Below are 17,093 nucleotides of genomic sequence, written 5' to 3'. Positions count from 1 at the left end.
TGCGTCCGTCTCCGCGTCATCATCCGGTGGACCGGTGGGTGAAGCCGGAGGAGTTCGTGGAGCATTCGAAGGCTGCTGAGGCGATGGGTTTCGCTGGTGTGATGGCGGGTCCGTTGGTCCGCTCGTCCTATCGAGCAGGACGTCTGTACGCGCAGACGAAGGCGCATCGTGGTGAGACACTGCCGGAGAACCTGTCGCATTTGGTCGTTGAAGGCGCCTCCGCTCAGGAAGCCAGTTCCGTTCTCGCAAGACTCGCTGCGCCAATTGGTGTCTCAGCGGCACCAAGTACTTCGACACAGTAGTAAGAGGTCTTCATGGCCATCAGCGTCTTCGATCTCTTCTCCATCGGCATCGGCCCGTCCAGTTCGCACACGGTCGGGCCGATGCGGGCGGCCCGCACGTTTGTCGACGGCCTCGCCGACGACAACGTCCTGACCAGCACGACCAGGGTCCGCGCCGAGCTGTTCGGCTCGCTCGGCGCAACCGGCCACGGGCATGGCAGCGACAAGGCTGTGCTGCTCGGGCTGTCCGGCGAGCGGCCGGAGTCGATCGACACGGACACCGTCGCGAGCAAGGTCGCCACGATCCGCGAGGCGGGGCGCTTGTCGCTGCGCGGCGAGCACGAGATCGCTTTCGACGAGGACACCGACCTCACGATGCACCGGCGCAAATCGCTGCCGGCGCACCCGAACGGGATGACGTTCTGCGCGTTCGACGCGGCCGGCGAGGTGGTGCGTGAGCGGACGTACTACTCCGTCGGCGGCGGGTTCGTGCGCGACGAGACGTACGAAAACGAACCTGCGATCGTCGAGGACTCGACGCCGCTGCCGTACCCGTTCCGCACCGGTGGCGACCTGCTCGCGCACTGCCGTGAAACCGGGCTGCCGGTCAGCGAGATCATGATGCTCAACGAGCTTTCGTGGCGCACTCGCGAAGAGGTCAAGCAGGGGCTGCTCGACATCTGGCAGGTCATGATCGAGTGCGTCAACAACGGCTGTGAGCACGAAGGTGTGCTGCCCGGCGGGCTGAAAGTGCCGCGGCGCGCGAGGTCGTTGCACGAGAAGCTTCTCGCGGAGGACGGCGTCGGCGATCCGCTGTACGCGATGGACTGGGTGAGCCTGTACGCGCTCGCTGTCAACGAGGAGAACGCCGCGGGCGGCCGGGTTGTCACCGCGCCCACCAACGGCGCGGCCGGCATCATCCCGGCGGTCCTGCACTACTACCAGAAGTTCATGCGGGGGTCGGATGACGACGGCGTGGTGACCTTCCTCCTCACCGCGGGCGCGCTCGGCTCGATCCTCAAGCAGACCGGCTCGATCTCCGGCGCCGAAGTCGGCTGCCAGGGCGAGGTCGGCTCGGCGTGCGCGATGGCCGCGGCCGGACTCACCGAACTCCTCGGCGGCTCGCCCGCGCAGGTCGAGAACGCCGCCGAGATCGGCGTCGAGCACCACCTCGGCCTGACCTGCGACCCGGTCGGCGGCCTGGTGCAGATCCCGTGCATCGAGCGCAACGCCGTCGGTGCGTCGAAGGCGATCCACGCCGCGCGGATGGCGATGCGCGGCGACGGCAGCCACATCGTCACCCTCGACAAGGCCATCAAGACGATGCGCGAGACCGGCGCCGACATGAGCATCAAGTATAAGGAGACCTCGCGCGGCGGCCTCGCCGTGAACGTCATCGAGTGCTGAGCGCCTCGGTCTCGTCAGCGGGGCGGGGAGCACCGAGCCTAGACTCGACGGGTGGAGTCGAACACGGTCGTCAACGCTGGGGACGCGCTGTTCCGTCCCGTGCGCGCGGGCAACGCGTTCGAGGAGACGGTCGAACGGCTGCTGCAGTCGATCCGGCTCGGGGTGGTCGGCGCGGGTGACCGGCTGCCGCCCGAGCGGGAGCTTTCCGAGCGGCTCGGTGTCAGCCGGGTGACGCTGCGGGAGGCGATCCGGGCGCTGTCGGACGCGGGGTACGTCGAGTCGCGGCGCGGCCGGTACGGCGGGACGTTCGTCAACGAGAACCTGCCCGCGCCCCCCGAGCACGCCGGCGACGGCCGCAAGATGGACGCGGCCGCGTTGGAGGACGCGCTGAGCCTGCGATACGTCCTCGAGACCGGGGCCGCCGAGATGGCCGCGGCCAGGGAGCTGACCCCGGCCGACCGCCGTCACCTGGCGGACACCCTCGCGGAGACGTCGACCGCGGGCCTCGCCGACTACCGGCGCAAGGATTCCCGGCTGCACCTGGCGATCGCCGAGGTCACCGGGTCGGGCTCGCTCACCACGGCGATGGCCGACGTCCGGATGCGCGTCAACCAGCTGCTTGACGAGATCCCCCTGCTGGAGCCCAACCTCGAGCACTCCAACGCGCAGCACCAGACGATCGTGGACGCCATCCTCACCGGCGACGCCGCCACTGCTCGCCGCGCGATGGCCGAACACGTCGACGGCACGGCCTCGCTGCTGCGAGCGTTCCTGAGCTGACGCGAGCTGGCAGGGTGGCGGCAGGTCAGCTGGTGACTAGCGCGACGATGAAGCCGTCGTAGCCTTTCGCGCCGACGGTCTGGAGAGCGGTCGCGTCCACGCGCGGCTCGGCCGCGACCAGCTCGGTCACGCGGCGGGAGCCCTCGACGGCCGCGTCGCCGCTGTCGGCGTCGATGACGCGCCCGGCGCGGACCACGTTGTCGACGACGATCACCGCACCGGGCTTGGTCAGCCGCAGGGCCCACTCGAAGTAGGCCGCGTTGCTGGGCTTGTCCGCGTCGATGAACACGAGGTCGAACGGCCCTTCGACACTGGGCAGCGTGTCGATCGCGCGGCCGAGTCGGACGTCGACGATCTTGCCGAGACCAGCAGCGTCGATGTTCGCGCGCGCGACCTCGGCGTGCTTCGGATCGGCCTCCAGAGTGACTACCCTGCCGCCTTCGCCCAGCGCGCGGGCCAGCCAGATCGTGCTGTATCCGCCGAGCGTGCCGACCTCCAGGACCGACTTCGCGCCGGACATCCGGGCCAGCAGGTTGAGCAGTTTGCCCTGATGCGGAGTGACGGCGATCGACGGGAGGCCGGCGGCCTCGGAGTTGGCGAGCGCGGCGTCGAGCGCCGGGTCGGACGGGATCAGCGTTTCGGCGAAGTAATCGTCGACCTCGGACCACAGTTTCTCGGACATACCCCGAACCTACCGAAAATCAGACGCTGCATGTCAGACGCTGCGGCGGCTGGCTTTCGGGATCACCAACGGGGTTCCGGTTTCCGGGCAGGGCATGACGCGGCAGGGGAGTTCGAAGATCCGCTGGACGTTCTCCTCGGTGACGACCTCGTCCGGGGTGCCGGTCGCGATGATCTTGCCGTCGCGCATGGCGATCATGTGCGTCGCGTAACGAGCCGCGTGGTTGAGGTCGTGCAGGACGGCGACGAGCGTGCGGCCCTGTTCGGCGTGCAGTTCGGCGCAGAGGTCGAGGATGTCGATCTGGTGGGCGATGTCGAGATAGGTCGTCGGCTCGTCGAGCAGCAGGAGATCGGTCTGCTGCGCGAGTGCCATGGCCATCCACACGCGCTGCCGCTGTCCGCCCGACAGCTCGTCGACCAGCCGGTTCGCCAGGTCGGCGATGCCGGTGGCCCGCATCGCCTCGTCGACGACGGCGGCGTCGGAGCCGGAGAACTGCCGGAACAGCCGCTGGTGCGGATACCGGCCGCGGGCGACGAGGTCGGCGACGGTGATGCCGTCCGGTGCGATCGAACTCTGCGGTAGCAGCCCGAGCCGCCGGGCGACCTCCTTCGCCGGGAACGAGCTGATGACCTGCCCATCGAGGTACACCGAACCGTGCCGCGGCTTCAGCATCCGCGCCAACGCGCGCAGCAAGGTGGTCTTGCCGCACGCGTTGGGGCCGACGATGACGGTGAACGACTTGTCCGGGATCACCACCGCGAGGTCTTCCGCGACCGTCCGCCCGTCGTAGGCGAGGGTGAGCGCTTCGGCGTGCAGCCGCGGCTCGGTGCTCGTCACGGTCTCGTCGCGCGTCTCCACAGCTTGTCCCACACAGGCAAGGCTAACCTACGACCTCACCAGAGGGCACTTTTGTCCAAGAGTGCCCTCCTTGAAGTCTCAAGCAGGGCACAAGAGTGGCTCTTGTGTCGTATGTGGGTCCGCGACGCCTCAGTGGTGTCGGTGTGGCTGGTGAGGTTCTTGAGGTCAGTGGGTGTGGTCGGCTGGTGGTGACTGTGGGACTCGTCGGCGTGAACGTGGGACTCGTCGGGCTGGAGTGTGGGACTCGCCGACGCGCTGTGCGAGTCCCACGTTCAGCGGGGGCGAGTCCCACACTCAGACCGGTGAGTCCCACACCCAGCTTCGGACACCGGCATTCGCCGTACACCGACACGACCCGGCTCTTGCTGCGGTAAAACGCAGCTAGTCCACAGCAACCAGCACCCACACAGACGACCGAAGAACCACAAAAGTACAAAAGCGCCCTCGTTGCGTGCGCTGGTTACCCGCGCGCGCAACGATCGCAACTCGCCGTCGAGTTGCGGTCTCTGAGAAACTAAGAGACCCCACAACAGCGCAAAAGTGGGACGCCGGGGCGGGTGGGTCAGGAGGCGTAGACGCGGAGTTCGGAGAGTTGGCCGGCGGGCCAGCCGGTGTTCGCGGTGACCGTGACACGGACGTAGCGCGCGGTGGCGGCGTTCGGGAACGTGATCGTCGCCGCGTTGCCGGTCGCCGGGTTGAAGGTGACGCCCGAGGAACCGGCTAACGTCGCGAAGCTCGATCCGTCAGAGCTGCCCTGGACGGACAGGGTCTGGGTCCGAGTGCTCCACGCCGTCGCCGGGGGCAGGGTCAGCACCACGCGTTTGACGCTCGTCGCGGCGCCGAGGTCCACCTGGATCCACTGTGGGAAGGCGTTGTTGGTGCTCTCCCAGTACGAGTTCGCGTCCCCGTCGACCGCGTTGCCGCTGCCGTAGTTCTGCGTATGACTGCTCTCCGACGTCGGCTTCCCCTGCGCGAGGTTGGTGTTCGGCGAGCCCGCGCCGGTCGTCACCGTGACCGCGTTGGAGTTGCCCGACACGTTGCCGGCGGCGTCGTGCGCGGTGACGACGAATGTGTACGCCGTCGAAGGAGTAAGGCCGCTGACGGTGATCGACGTCGCCGCCGTGCTGCCGCCCGCGCCGCCGCCGGTCTGCGACACCTGGTACCCGGTCACGCCGACGTTGTCGGACGCCGCGTTCCACGCCAGCGAGATCGTGGTGTCGGTCTGCCCGGTCGCGTGCAGGTTCGCCGGCGCGGACGGCGCCTGGCCGTCGCCTCCGGAGGACACCATCGGCTGGGTCGGGCGGGTCGCGGTCAGTGCGAGCTGGCCCTTCAGCATCCGGCCGCCGTCTCCGGTGAGGCGCAGATAGTAGTCGGAGGAGCACGCAGTGCCGTCTTCGTTGAGCGCGAGCAGCCCCGACCCGACTGGGACGGTGGCCAGAGTTTCGGCGGTTTTGGCGATTTGGTTGCCCTCGTTGTATTCGTCGAACATGGAAATGTAGATACCTTGCACCCCGGCCCGCACGACGTTGTAGAACTGCCGCCACATGAAATCGCCGTGCACGCGGTGGTGCCCGCCGATATCGCCGGGCATGACACACGGCTGGTAATCGATACCGTGGGCCGTGCAGTCGGCTTGGTCGGGCACGGTGAGATTGGTGTAGAAATTGTCCGAGCCGTTGACGTCGGTGATTCTGCCGACCATCCACGGGGACAGCATGTCGAAGGCGTGGAACACGTCGCTGAAGCCCGGCCGGCAGTCGTTGACCCCGGTGCGCCAGTACGTCGGCACGCCGCCGATCACGTAGCAGCCCTGGCTCTTGAACCAGTTGATCACGTCGAGGCAGGGCGCCGGGGTGAACGGGCGGCTCGGCTCGGTGAAGCCGAATCCCCAGATGCACACCACCGGTTTGCCGTTCTGCCTCGCGTACGCCGGTGACGAGATCATGGCGGACATCTTGTTCGTCCAGTCCGCCTTGATGTCCGCCTGCATGCTGAGCCAGTCCGTGACGTCGTACATGATGTAGAACTTGCGGTCGTGCGCCTCCGCGGCCGAGCGGACCTTCGTCGTCATCGCGTCCCGTGTCGGGCCTTCGCCGCCGGTCGGGTTGAACCGCTGCAGCGCGGCCGTGTCGCAGTTGTTCTGCTGCATCCACAGGAAATGCGTGTCCACGGTTTGCTGGTCGTACGACGAGAACAGCGTCGCGGGCTGGCCGTTGCCGAGATTTTGGTACGCCGTCTGGTAAGTGTGGCTGTACTCCCGCATGTCCGGCCACGCGACGATCCCGGTGTTGCTCGGCGACGGCGGCTGTCCCCAGTTCTGGCTCCAGTGCCACCAGCCGTTGATCGGCGCCCCGTCGCCGGTCGCGGCGAACCAGCCTTGGTAACCGACAGTGATCTTGCCGACGACGTCACCGGGGGCACTCGCAGCGGGTGCCAGCGGAGCCGCCGAAGCGGTATTCCGGCTCAATTCGGCGACGGAAAGAATTCCGAGGGCGGAACCCGCGACGGCAGAAGACAGGAACGTACGACGAGAAACAGCCATGGGGGAGTCCCTTCATTGGGCAGGCCGATGTCGCCGACCGTAACGACGTCGGCGCGGGTAGGCAATGAAAAAGGCCGGTGAAAGTTTTTGCGCCGGTTTTTGCGGGGAACCGTCCGGGGTTTCTCCGATGTGGACAGATCACGACGTCGGGTGGCGGACGACGGGAGGCTAGCCAACATACATTCCTGTTGGTATGTTGTTGCGCATGACCAACAGGACGTACGTAGTCGGCGTCGGGATGACGAAGTTCGAGAAGCCCGGCCGCCGGGAGGACTGGGACTACCCGCAGATGGCGAAGGAGTCCGGCACCAAGGCCCTCGAGGACGCCGGCGTCGCCTACGACCAGGTCCAACAGGCCTACGTCGGCTACGTCTACGGCGAGTCCACCGCCGGCCAGCGGGCCATCTACGAGCTGGGCCTGACTGGGATCCCGATCGTGAACGTCAACAACAACTGCTCTACCGGGTCGACTGCGCTGTACCTCGCCGCGCAGGCCGTCCGCAGCGGCACCGCAGACTGTGCGCTAGCGCTGGGCTTCGAGAAGATGAAGCCCGGCTCGCTCACCTCGACCTACGAGGACCGCGAGCAGCCGCTGCTCAAGCACCTGCTGGCACTCGGTGAGCTGTACGACTTCGCGATGCCGCCGGCGCCGTGGATGTTCGGCGCTGCCGGTCGTGAGCACATGGAGAAGTACGGCACCACGGCCGAGCAGTTCGCGAAGATCGGCGAGAAGAACCACCGGCATTCGGTGAACAACCCGTACGCCCAGTTCCAGGACGAGTACACGCTCCAGGAGATCCTCGATTCACGCGAGGTCTACGCGCCGCTGACCAAACTCCAGTGTTCGCCCACTTCGGACGGTTCCGGCGCGGCGATCCTCGCCAGCGAGTCCTTTGTGGAGAAACATGGTCTCGCGTCGCAAGCCGTCGAGATCGTCGGCCAGGCCATGACGACCGACTTCGCGAGCACGTTCGAGGCCAAGACGGCCGCCGCGCTCGTCGGGTACGACATGAGCAAGCAGGCCGCGCTCCAGGTGTACGAGCAGTCCGGCCTCGGCCCGGACGACGTGCAGGTCATCGAGCTGCACGACTGCTTCTCCGCCAACGAACTGCTCACCTACGAGGCGCTCGGACTCTGCCCCGAGGGCGAGGGCGGCAAGCTCGTCGACGGAGGCGAGACGACCTATGGCGGACGCTGGGTCGTCAACCCGTCCGGCGGCCTGATCTCCAAGGGCCACCCGCTGGGCGCGACCGGGCTCGCGCAGTGTGCCGAGCTGACCTGGCAGCTGCGCGGGACCGCGGACAAGCGCCAGGTCCCGAAGGTCACCGCTGCCCTGCAGCACAACATCGGTCTCGGCGGCGCCGCCGTCGTGACCGCCTACCAACGCGCCGACCGTTAGAAAGCGAGCATTCCCATGGGCAAGATCACCGCGTCCGTAGACCTTCCCGCCGCGCCGGACAAGGTGTGGGCGGAGTTCTCCAACCCCAGCAACTTCGAGAAGTGGCTGACCATCCACACCAAGTGGAAGGGCGAGGTGCCCGCTGAGTTCGTGCAGGGCGCCAAGGTGTCCGAGGTCGTCACCATGCTGGGCATGCCGAACACCATCGAATGGACGGTCGACGAGCTCGACGCCCCGTCGAAGCTGGCGATCTCCGGCACCGGGATGGCCGGGGTCAAGGTCGGGTTCGCGTTGTCGGTCGAGGCGGCCGACGGCGGCTCGACAGCGACGATCGACGCCGAGTTCACCGGTCAGATGATCGTTGGCGCGCTCGGCAAAGCCGTCGAGAAGGACGGCAAGAAGAACCTGGACGAGTCGCTGGCGAAGTTCGCCGAGCTGGTCGGCTGACCGGTGTCGGACCTGAAGTTCGACCACGCTGGACTCGGCCGGTGGACCGGCGAGAGCCGCTTCGAGGTCACCAGGGAACGGATCGCGGAGTACGCGCGGGCGACCAACGACCCGATCGAGGAGCACCTCGCGGGGGACATCGCGCCGCCGGTGTTCGCGATCGTGCCGGTGTTCGACTCGCTGCTGGAGCCGGCGGTGGAGACGATGCCGGTCGAGCTGATCCCGCGGGTTGTCCACGGGGAACAGGACTTCGTCTTCCACCGACCGATCCGTCCCGGCGACAAATTGGTGTCACGCGCCAAGATGATCGGCTGGGAGGGACTGCCGAACGGCACCCGCTCGGCGACGTACATCGAGTGCCGCACCGAGGCCGGGGACCTGGTCAACGAGCAGTACGTGACGACGTTCGTCCGCAAGTTCGACGTCGGCGAGACCGTCGGCGAGCTCTCGCCGGGCCACAAGTTCGACGAGACACTGCGCACCGACGCGCCGGTCGCGAAGATCGTCCAGCACGTCGACGACGATCAGACGTTCCGGTACTCGCCCGCCGCCGGCGACCCGATGCCCATCCATCTCGATGCCGAGATCGCCAGGTCGACGGGTCTGCCGGGGATCATCGCGCACGGGCTGTGCACGTTGGCGTTCACGTCGTGGGCCGTGCTCACCGAGGTCGCCGACTCGAGGACCGAGCGGCTCAAACGGCTCGCCGTGCGGTTCTCGAAGCCCGTGCTGCCGGGGCAGGACATCAGCACGCGGATCTGGCGGGCGAGCGCTGGGACGTATGCCTACGAGACCAGCGTCGGTGACGCAGTCGTTGTCAAAGACGGGCTCGCCGTCATCGCGGCCTGAGTGCCTTCGACTGGACGTGAAGGCCACCTTCATTGCGTAATCGGTTGTGAAGGTGGCCTTCACGTCCCGCGGAATTCTGACTAGGAGACAGCAGATATGGGTGTTTTGGACGGGCGGGTCGCGGTGGTCACCGGCGCCGGGCGCGGGATCGGGCGCGAGCACGCGTTGCTGTTCGCGGCCGAAGGCGCCAGCGTGGTCGTCAACGACCTGGGCGGCGGCAACGACGGCAGCGGATCGGACGCCGGACCCGCGCAAGATGTCGTCGATGAGATCGTTTCCGCAGGTGGGAAGGCCGTGGCCAACACCGACAACGTCGCCGACTGGACGGGCGCCGCCGGGCTCATCGACCAGGCCGTGGGTGAGTTCGGCGGCCTGGACGTCCTGGTCAACAACGCCGGAATCCTGCGTGACGGGTTCATCGCGAGCCTCGAAGAGTCGCAATGGGACTCCGTGATCGCGGTACACCTCAAGGGGCACATGGCAACCATGCGGCATGCCGCCGGCTACTGGAAGTCCCGTGCCAAGGCAGGCCGTGAGGTACGCGGCGCGATTGTGAACACGGCATCGGCGTCGGGCACGTTCATGCCCAATGCCGGGCAGGTCAACTACGGCGCGGCCAAGGCGGGTATCGCCGCGATGACGCTGGTCGCGGCGCAGGAATTGGAGCGCTACGGCGTGCGGGCCAACGCGATCGCGCCGATCGCGCGTACCCGGCTCACTCTGGCGACCCCGGGCATGGGCGCGATTTTCGCCCAGGAGGTCGAAGAAGGCGAGTTCGACGCGTTCAGTCCGGCCAACATCTCGCCGCTCGTCGCCTACCTTGCGAGTGAGAAGTGTCCGCACACCGGCAAGTTGTTCGCCGTGCAAGGTGGCGCGATCTCGCTGCTGGAGGGCTGGCACGAGGTCAAGACGACCGAGACCGACGGACCGTGGACGCTGGAAAACGTGGGCGAACGCCTCGACGAGTGGGTGTAGGCATGTACGAATGGTCCGAGACCGAGCTGTTGATTCGCGACGCCGTCCGGGAGTTCATCGACAAGGAGGTCCGGCCCCACGTCGACGCGCTCGAAAGCGGTGAGCTGCCGCCGTACGACATCATCCGGAAGATGTTGTCCGCCTTCGGCGTAGACGTCATGGCGGCCGAGGCCGTCAAGAAGCTCCTGAAGCCGGGTAAGGGTTCCGGGAGCGGCGGTTTCGGACTTGGCGGCCAGGAAGGTATGGCGCTCATCGTGATCAGCGAGCTCGCCGGGGTGAGTCTTGGGCTGGTCGCGTCGATCGGGGTCAGCATCGGCCTGACGGCGTCGACGATCCTGTCCCGGGGCACACTCGCGCAGAAGGAACGCTGGCTGCCCGCGCTCGCGACGTTCGAGAAGGTCGGTGCGTGGGCGATCACCGAACCGGATTCGGGCTCGGACGCGTTCGGCGGGATGAAGACTTACGTGCGCCGCGACGGCGATGAGTACGTCCTCAATGGACAGAAGACGTTCATCACCAACGGCCCGTACGCCGACACGATCGTGGTCTACGCGAAGCTCGACGAAGGTGACGGCGCGGACAAGCGCGACCGCAAGGTACTCACGTTCGTCCTCGACGCGGATTTACCTGGTCTGACCAGGTCGAAGCCGTTCAAGAAGATGGGCATGAACTCGTCGCCGACCGGGGAGTTGTTCTTCGACGACGTCCGGCTCGGCGGTGACAGGCTGCTGGGCGAAACCGAGGAGCAGAGCGACGGCAAGGACAGCGCGCGGGAGAGTTTCTCCTTTGAGCGCATGGGCGTCGCCGCGCTGGCACTCGGGATCATCAACGAATGCCACCGGCTGTGTGTCGACTACGCGAAGAACCGGCGGTTGTGGGGGCAGGAAATCGGCCGCTACCAGCTGATCCAGCTGAAGCTGGCGAAGATGGAGGTCGCGCGGATCAACGTGCAGAACATGGTGTTCCAGACCATCGAGAAGCTGCGCGCGGGCAAGTTGCCGTCGCTGGCCGAGGCCTCGGCGATGAAGCTGTACTCCTCCGAAGCTGCGACCGAGGTGGCGATGGAAGCCGTACAGTTGTTCGGTGGCAACGGATACATGGCGGAATACCGCGTCGAGCAGCTCGCGCGGGACGCGAAGTCGTTGATGATCTACGCGGGCAGCAACGAGATCCAGGTGACCCATATCGCGAAGGCCTTGCTGCGCCCAGTGTAGGGAAGTCGTGAGTGTTGCGGCCGCTTAGAACCGGCCGCAACGCTCACGACTTCCCTAGGCCCGGCGGCGCCAGACCAACCGCGTCACGGCTCCGGCGACGGAGGCCAGCGGGGCGGTTCGGGGTAGGCGGCGGGCCTCGGGCGCGGACTCGGGCATGGCCCGGTACACGAGGTGCGCCACGAACCGAGCGGTCTTCGGCGCGATGAGGGTCGCGAGCTCGGCGGCCTTGCCCTCGGGCAGGTTGAGGATCTCCGGCCGTTTCTCCAGCGCCTTGACCACCAGCGCGGCGGCGCGTTCCGGGCTGCTCGACGGCACCCCGCGATACGAACCGGTCGGCGCGATCATGTCGGTGCGGACCAGTGGCATCCGCACGGAGCTGAACGTGACGCCGTCGGACAGCGTCTCCCGGCCGGCGGTGAGCGCGAATTCCTCCAGCGCCGCCTTGGACGCGAGGTACGCGGTGAACCTCGGGGTGTCGGTCTGGAGGCCCTGCGTCGTCACGTTGACGATGTGCCCGAAACGCCGTTCCGCCATCGACGGCAGCAGCCCGAGGATCAGCCGGACCGGGCCGAAGTAGTTGATCGCCATCGTGCGTTCGTAGTCGTGGAAGCGTTCGGTGGACAGCCCCACGGACCGGCGGATCGACCGGCCGGCGTTGTTGACGAGCATGTCGACGGCGCCGTGCTCGGCCAGCACGTCCTTGACCAGCGCATCGATCGCGTCGCCGTCGGTCAGGTCGCAGGCGTACGCCGCTGCTTTCCCGCCCGCGCCGACGATCTCGGCGCGGACCTGTTCGAGTTCGTCGGTGCGGCGGGCCACGAGCAGGACCTCGGCGCCTTTCCGTGCCGTTGCCAGCGCAGACGCCCTGCCGATGCCGGAGGACGCGCCGGTGATCAGGATGACCTTGCCGCGCAATGGCTCCCGCGAGTCGCGGCGGCGTGCGCGGTCGACGTCGAGGTGCTCGGCCCAGTAGCGGTACAACGGGCCTGCGTACTCACGCAGCGTCGGCAGTTCGATGCCGCTGCCGGTCAGTGCCGCGGTGGTCGACGCGGTGTCGAAGTCGACTTCCATGCTGAGGTGCGGCAGGACTTCCAACGGGACGCCGAATTCGGAGAGGACGGCCGCGCGGGCAGACCGGCCGCCCGGGATCCGGTCCACCCCGGCCGCGGCGAACTTCGCGGCCCGTTTTCCGGCGTTCTTCAGCGCTTTCGACGGGCCCGCGGGCAGCGTCGTGCCGATGAGCGGCCCGCCGGCGGCCCGCGCGAACGCGTTGTAGACCTCGTTCAGCGGTTGCGGACGCGGCGACGCGAGGTGATAGGTGGTGCCGGTCGGCGCGGCAGTGTGCATGAGGTGGTCGAGCGCGTCGACGACGTACTCCACCGGGACGAGGTTGGTGGCGCCCAGGTCCGGCCCGGCCAGCGGGAGCCGCTTCGGCAGCGCGGACAACCGGGAGATCGCCGGGAGGAAGTAGTACGGCCCGTCGATCTTGTCCATCTCGCCGGTGCGGGAGTCGCCGACGACAGCGGACGGGCGGTAGACGGTGAACGGCACCCGCTGCTGCCGGACCAGCTTCTCGGCTTCGAACTTCGTCTGGTGGTACGGGGAATGGAAGCCCTGGCCGAGGTCGAAGTCGGCTTCGGTGAACTTGCCCGCGTAGTCGCCGGCCACCGCGATGGACGACACGTGGTGGAACCGGCCTGCCTGGGCCGCGGCGGCGAACGCGAGCGTGTTGCGCGTGCCGTCGACGTTGGCCACCTGGTTCGCCGCGTCGCTCGCGGTGAGGTCGTAGATCGCGCCCAAATGGACGACGTGGTCGATGGGGGAGAGGGCGGCGGCGTCGATGCCGAGCGCGTCCTCGGTCAGGTCACCGGTGACCCCGACCAGCTTGCGTGCCTCGGGCCAGCCGTCGGCGAGTGCCGCCAGTTTGCCCCTGGAAGTCTCTCTGACCAGCGCATATACCGTTTCCGTGCCGGGCCGCTGGAGCAGGCGCGCGACCAGGCGCCTGCCGATGAACCCGGTCGCACCCGTTACGAAGTAGTTGGTCATGCCTCGATGATGCCACTACCTACCCGCGAGTAGGAAGAGGGTGACGTCACTCGGCAGGGGTTTGCGCCACTACTACTACGGCGTCGCGCAGGGCCGCGCGCAGCCGTCCGACGTCGAGTGGACCGAGCACCGCGGCTTCGCCGGGTGGTGCGACGAGGACCACTTTGTCGCTGCTCACGAAGACGGTCACGTCTCTGCGCCTGCCGGCCAGATCGCGGCAGCTGATCGACCATTCGTCTCGAGACGCCACGGTAGTCGCCCTCCGATTCGTACTCGCGGACCTGCTTCCTGAGGCTGGGACGGGCCGTCCTCCAGCTCGTGACGCGGTTGTCCGCAAATTCCTACCGATGGGTTAGGCCGTGGGTTGACGGGTGGGTCGGCCGACGTCTGCCGCTGGGTCGGAACAGCGGTAACGTCCGGTGGTACTCGTGCTCGGGAGCCTGCTCGGAGTCAAGGAGACAGTGATGTCGGACGTCAAGCGAATCGTGATCATCGGCGCCGGACTGGCGGGCGCTTCCGCCGCCGCGGGGTTGCGTGAACGCGGCTATCAGGGCGAAATACTCCTCCTCGGCTCCGACCCGCATCGCCCGTACGAACTGCCGCCGCTGTCCAAACGAGTGTTGCTCGGTGAAGGCGACGACCCGGACTGGGTTCACGACGAGGGCTTCTATGCCGAACAGGACATCACCTTGCAGCGTGGCGTCACCGCGACTCGCATCGAACTCGGCGCCCGGCTGGTGCTCGACGACGCCGGCGGCGAGCACCGGTTCGACCGGCTGCTGCTGGCGACCGGGTCCAAGCCGCGCTCGCTGCCGGTGCCCGGCGGCGACCTGCCCGGGCTGCGGACGCTGCGCTCGCTGGACGACTCTCTCGCGCTGCGGTCGGCGTTCATCGACGCGGAACGCGTGGTGATCGTCGGCGCCGGCTGGATCGGCAGTGAAACGGCAGCCGCCGCCCGCAAGCACGGCGCCGACGTGACGGTGATCGAACCGAACTCCGCGCCGCTGGTTTCCGTGCTGGGCTCGGAGATCGCTGGGGTGTTCCGCGACCTGCACGCCGAACACGGCGTCAACTGGCGGTTCGGCGCCGGGGTCACCGAATTCACCGGCGGACCCGACGGTGTGCGGGGCGTGCGCCTGTCGAACGGCGACGAACTCGCTGCCGACGTCGTACTCGTCGCTGTCGGTGCCGCGCCACGCGTCGAACTCGCTCACGTCGCCGGGCTCGAACTGTCCGATGACGGCGGTGTGTGCGTCGACGCCGGTCTGCGCACCGCGGCCCCGGATGTCTACGCCGTCGGCGACATCGCCGCGCACTTCCACCCGCGCTACGGCAGGCGGGTGCGCGTCGAACACTGGTCCAACGCGAAGAACCAGGGCGCGCACGTGGCCGGCAACCTCATCGGCGAGAACGAGCCGTACCTCCAGACGCCGTACTTCTTCTCGGACCAGTACGACCTGGGCTGCGAATACCGGGGCCTCGCCAACCTCGACACGGACCGCCTGGTCGTCCGGGGTGACCTGGCCTCGCGGGAGTTCACCGCGTTCTGGGTGACTCCCGCAGGGGAGGTGAGCGCGGCAATGAACGTGAACATGTGGGACGACGGCGACGCCCTTCAACGCCTCGTCGACTCGCGTGTCAAGGTCACCGACGACGCGCTGACCTCCGCCGACCTCGCCACCCTCGCCTAGGAGACCGCAACTCGCCGTCGAGTTGCTGTAGTTGCGTACGCTAAGGATCGCAACTCGCCGTCGAGTTGCGGTGGTGGTGCGTTACTTCGCGTCGGCGTAGCAGTCGACGGACGCGATGTGCATGGGGAAGCGCACCGGGCACGAGGCCCCGAAGAGCAGGGACGCGGCTTCGGCGACGCTTTCCTCGATGTGCTTGGACACCTCGTCGGCCAACTCCGCCGGGGTGTGCACGAGGACTTCGTCGTGCTGGAAGAACACGAGGTGGGCCGGGGCGGGCAGGCGCTGGCGGAGGGTCGCGAGCAGGACGGCCGTCATGTCGGCGGCGGACGCCTGGACGACGAAGTTGCGCGTGAACCGGCCCCAGTTGCGGGCCGCCCGGCGGGCTTGGGTCTCGTCGGCGGCGCTGTCGGACGCCCCTCCGGTCAGTGCCCGCCAGGCCTCCGACGGTGCCGGGGACGTCCTGCCGAGCTTCGACCGCACCCGCTCGCCGCGTTCCCCGGCCTGCGCCGCGTGTTCCACATAGGACACTGCCTCCGGGAAACGGTTGCGCAGCAAGGCGAGCAGTGGACCCGCTTCGCCGGACGTACCGCCGTACATAGCCGACAGCATCGCGATCTTCGCGCGGGCGCGGTCATCGCGGTCGTCCCAGTGCTTGATCGCGATCTTGTGCCCGCCGGCGAACATCGCCTCGGCGAGGCTCGCGTAGAGGTCGGTGGACGACGCGACGTCCGCCAGCTTCCGGTCGCCCGACAGCGCCGTGAGCACCCTGGGCTCGAGCTGGGCCGCGTCGGCCACCACGAGCTTCCAGCCCTCGTCGGCGCGCACGCACGTCCGCAGGGTTTTCGGGATCTGCAGCGCGCCGCCGCCGCGGCTGGCCCACCGGCCGGACACCACCCCGCCGACGACGTAGATCGGCCGGAACCGGTCGTCGGACACCCAGTCCGCCAGCCACGACCAGCCGTTCGCCGCGTACAGCCTGGCGAGTTCCTTGTACTCCAGCAGCGGCGGGATCGCGGGGTGGTCGATGTCCCGCAGCAGATGAGCCCGGGCCGCCGGGACCTCGATACCCGCCCGCGACAGCGCCCTGACCACCTCCGGCGGCGAGTCCGGGTTCACCGGACGTCCGAACGCCGCGCTGACCTTCGCCGCGAGCTCCACCAGCCGCCGCGGCCGCTGCCCGGCCGGCAGCCGGGGGCCGAACAGCTCGGTGAGCAGCGCGGCGTGCAGATCCGCGCGCCACGGCAGGCCGTCGGCGGACATCTCGGCAGCCGCGAGGGCGCTGGCGGACTCGGCCGCGATCAACAGCCGCATCCGGTCGGGAAACGCCGTTTCCGCAATCCGCCGTTCCTGTTCGGCGAGGACGATCTCGGCGGCGTCGACCGCGTTGACCCCCGGCGGCAGCCCCGACCCCCGCGCGTCGAACAGCGTGGGATGCCGATCCTCGTCGGCGTAACCGACATCCGGCGGTGGTTCGGTGCCATTCGCCCGAGCGAGCGCCGCGGCCAACTCCCGTGGCTCGCCGTTGCGGCCTTCGTGGGCGAGCAGCAGGCCCTCGGCGAGAGTGAGGTCGTGACAGCGTCGGAGACGCACATCCGCACGCAGCAGCACGGGGTACACCGATTCGACGGCAGGGAAGACCCAGCGCGGCGAGTGCTCGCGCTCCAGCTCGGCCGCGTAGCGCGCGAGCTCGTCCGGCGCCAGCCCTCGCCGCCCGAGCGCGGGCTCACCCGGGACGAGCACGGCGTACGCGGCTTCCTGCGACGCCTCCGCTCCCACGATCACCAGCACGTGCCCATTCTGCGCGCCACCACCGACAGTTCTCACTCTCGCGCCCACCGGATGGTTCGGATACTGTCGGACGGCGGCCATACCGTCGGTACGTCGAGACCGGCGGTACGGCACGCGAGCGTTACGGCAGCAGC

At 68.1% G+C, this 17,093-nt stretch carries 14 protein-coding genes and 1 pseudogene; 9 read left to right on the top strand and 6 right to left on the bottom strand.

What is annotated here, in order from left to right; all coding sequences use genetic code 11:
* From JWQ81_RS29530 to JWQ81_RS29520, 3 genes and pseudogenes are all read left to right on the top strand, one after another.
* Window positions 1-302: pseudogene (locus tag JWQ81_RS29530) on the top strand (hypothetical protein); the annotation flags it as partial.
* 12 nt (window positions 303-314) lie between these two features.
* Entirely contained in the window at window positions 315-1,688 is a 1,374-nt protein-coding gene (locus JWQ81_RS29525; RefSeq protein WP_297546708.1) for an L-serine ammonia-lyase, read from the top strand.
* Window positions 1,689-1,739: 51 nt separating this feature from the next.
* Window positions 1,740-2,468 (top strand): FCD domain-containing protein, encoded by a 729-nt coding sequence (locus tag JWQ81_RS29520; RefSeq protein ID WP_297546706.1) that lies wholly within the window; start codon window positions 1,740-1,742, stop codon window positions 2,466-2,468.
* Window positions 2,469-2,493: 25 nt separating this feature from the next.
* On the opposite strand, the gene JWQ81_RS29515 is transcribed toward JWQ81_RS29520, so the two are convergent.
* The 3 genes from JWQ81_RS29515 to JWQ81_RS29505 all read right to left on the bottom strand — a co-directional run bounded on the left by JWQ81_RS29515 (window position 2,494) and on the right by JWQ81_RS29505 (window position 6,550).
* A complete protein-coding gene (locus tag JWQ81_RS29515) occupies window positions 2,494-3,150 on the bottom strand; it encodes an O-methyltransferase (RefSeq protein ID WP_297546704.1) in 657 nt (218 codons plus the stop codon).
* Between the two features lie 33 nt (window positions 3,151-3,183).
* Window positions 3,184-4,020: an ABC transporter ATP-binding protein gene (locus tag JWQ81_RS29510; RefSeq protein WP_297546702.1), complete on the bottom strand. Its 837-nt coding sequence runs from the start codon at window positions 4,018-4,020 to the stop codon at window positions 3,184-3,186.
* Between the two features lie 550 nt (window positions 4,021-4,570).
* Window positions 4,571-6,550: a discoidin domain-containing protein gene (locus tag JWQ81_RS29505; RefSeq protein WP_297546700.1), complete on the bottom strand. Its 1,980-nt coding sequence runs from the start codon at window positions 6,548-6,550 to the stop codon at window positions 4,571-4,573.
* Between the two features lie 205 nt (window positions 6,551-6,755).
* Here JWQ81_RS29505 and JWQ81_RS29500 point away from each other — a divergent pair, with 205 nt between their 5' ends.
* The 5 genes from JWQ81_RS29500 (at window position 6,756) to JWQ81_RS29480 (ending at window position 11,434) form a co-directional block, all read left to right on the top strand.
* The gene (locus JWQ81_RS29500; RefSeq protein WP_297546698.1) at window positions 6,756-7,949 is read left to right on the top strand and encodes a lipid-transfer protein; all 1,194 of its coding nucleotides are present in this window, start codon (window positions 6,756-6,758) and stop codon (window positions 7,947-7,949) included.
* Between the two features lie 15 nt (window positions 7,950-7,964).
* Complete coding sequence (locus JWQ81_RS29495; RefSeq protein ID WP_297546696.1) at window positions 7,965-8,396, top strand: SRPBCC family protein; 432 nt, start codon at window positions 7,965-7,967, stop codon at window positions 8,394-8,396.
* 3 nt (window positions 8,397-8,399) lie between these two features.
* Window positions 8,400-9,245, top strand: coding sequence for a MaoC/PaaZ C-terminal domain-containing protein (locus tag JWQ81_RS29490; protein WP_297546695.1), 846 nt, complete (start codon window positions 8,400-8,402; stop codon window positions 9,243-9,245).
* Between the two features lie 96 nt (window positions 9,246-9,341).
* Window positions 9,342-10,220: an SDR family oxidoreductase gene (locus JWQ81_RS29485; RefSeq protein WP_297546694.1), complete on the top strand. Its 879-nt coding sequence runs from the start codon at window positions 9,342-9,344 to the stop codon at window positions 10,218-10,220.
* Between the two features lie 2 nt (window positions 10,221-10,222).
* Complete coding sequence (locus JWQ81_RS29480) at window positions 10,223-11,434, top strand: acyl-CoA dehydrogenase family protein (protein ID WP_297546693.1); 1,212 nt, start codon at window positions 10,223-10,225, stop codon at window positions 11,432-11,434.
* Window positions 11,435-11,488: 54 nt separating this feature from the next.
* On the opposite strand, the gene JWQ81_RS29475 is transcribed toward JWQ81_RS29480, so the two are convergent.
* Together JWQ81_RS29475 and JWQ81_RS29470 are read right to left on the bottom strand one after the other, a co-directional pair.
* On the bottom strand, window positions 11,489-13,480 hold the full coding sequence (locus JWQ81_RS29475; protein ID WP_297546692.1) for an SDR family oxidoreductase: 1,992 nt from the start codon (window positions 13,478-13,480) through the stop codon (window positions 11,489-11,491).
* A gap of 46 nt (window positions 13,481-13,526) precedes the next feature.
* The gene (locus JWQ81_RS29470; protein WP_297546691.1) at window positions 13,527-13,730 is read right to left on the bottom strand and encodes a hypothetical protein; all 204 of its coding nucleotides are present in this window, start codon (window positions 13,728-13,730) and stop codon (window positions 13,527-13,529) included.
* Between the two features lie 214 nt (window positions 13,731-13,944).
* On the opposite strand from JWQ81_RS29470, the gene JWQ81_RS29465 reads away from it, so the two are divergent.
* Window positions 13,945-15,171 (top strand): FAD/NAD(P)-binding oxidoreductase, encoded by a 1,227-nt coding sequence (locus JWQ81_RS29465; protein WP_297546690.1) that lies wholly within the window; start codon window positions 13,945-13,947, stop codon window positions 15,169-15,171.
* An 81-nt stretch (window positions 15,172-15,252) separates the two neighbouring features.
* On the opposite strand, the gene JWQ81_RS29460 is transcribed toward JWQ81_RS29465, so the two are convergent.
* Window positions 15,253-16,959, bottom strand: coding sequence for a bifunctional 3'-5' exonuclease/DNA polymerase (locus tag JWQ81_RS29460; RefSeq protein WP_297546688.1), 1,707 nt, complete (start codon window positions 16,957-16,959; stop codon window positions 15,253-15,255).
* Between the last annotated feature and the right edge of the window lie 134 nt (window positions 16,960-17,093).

The sequence above is a fragment of the Amycolatopsis sp. genome, assembly GCF_025464955.1.
Taxonomy (GTDB): Bacteria; Actinomycetota; Actinomycetes; order Mycobacteriales; family Pseudonocardiaceae; genus Amycolatopsis.
The sequence above is the reverse complement of the archived record's forward strand: the minus strand, read 5'-3'. Positions and strand labels throughout refer to the sequence as shown.

Bases quoted from the DNA above. Each gene is read 5' to 3' on its own strand.
- JWQ81_RS29515 (WP_297546704.1), bottom strand. From the start codon at position 3,150: ATGTCCGAGAAACTGTGGTCCGAGGTCGACGATTACTTCGCCGAAACG.
- JWQ81_RS29500 (WP_297546698.1), top strand. From the start codon at position 6,756: ATGACCAACAGGACGTACGTAGTCGGCGTCGGGATGACGAAGTTCGAG.
- JWQ81_RS29495 (WP_297546696.1), top strand. From the start codon at position 7,965: ATGGGCAAGATCACCGCGTCCGTAGACCTTCCCGCCGCGCCGGACAAG.
- JWQ81_RS29465 (WP_297546690.1), top strand. From the start codon at position 13,945: ATGTCGGACGTCAAGCGAATCGTGATCATCGGCGCCGGACTGGCGGGC.
- JWQ81_RS29525 (WP_297546708.1), top strand. From the start codon at position 315: ATGGCCATCAGCGTCTTCGATCTCTTCTCCATCGGCATCGGCCCGTCC.
- JWQ81_RS29505 (WP_297546700.1), bottom strand. From the start codon at position 6,550: ATGGCTGTTTCTCGTCGTACGTTCCTGTCTTCTGCCGTCGCGGGTTCC.
- JWQ81_RS29475 (WP_297546692.1), bottom strand. From the start codon at position 13,480: ATGACCAACTACTTCGTAACGGGTGCGACCGGGTTCATCGGCAGGCGC.
- JWQ81_RS29485 (WP_297546694.1), top strand. From the start codon at position 9,342: ATGGGTGTTTTGGACGGGCGGGTCGCGGTGGTCACCGGCGCCGGGCGC.
- JWQ81_RS29480 (WP_297546693.1), top strand. From the start codon at position 10,223: ATGTACGAATGGTCCGAGACCGAGCTGTTGATTCGCGACGCCGTCCGG.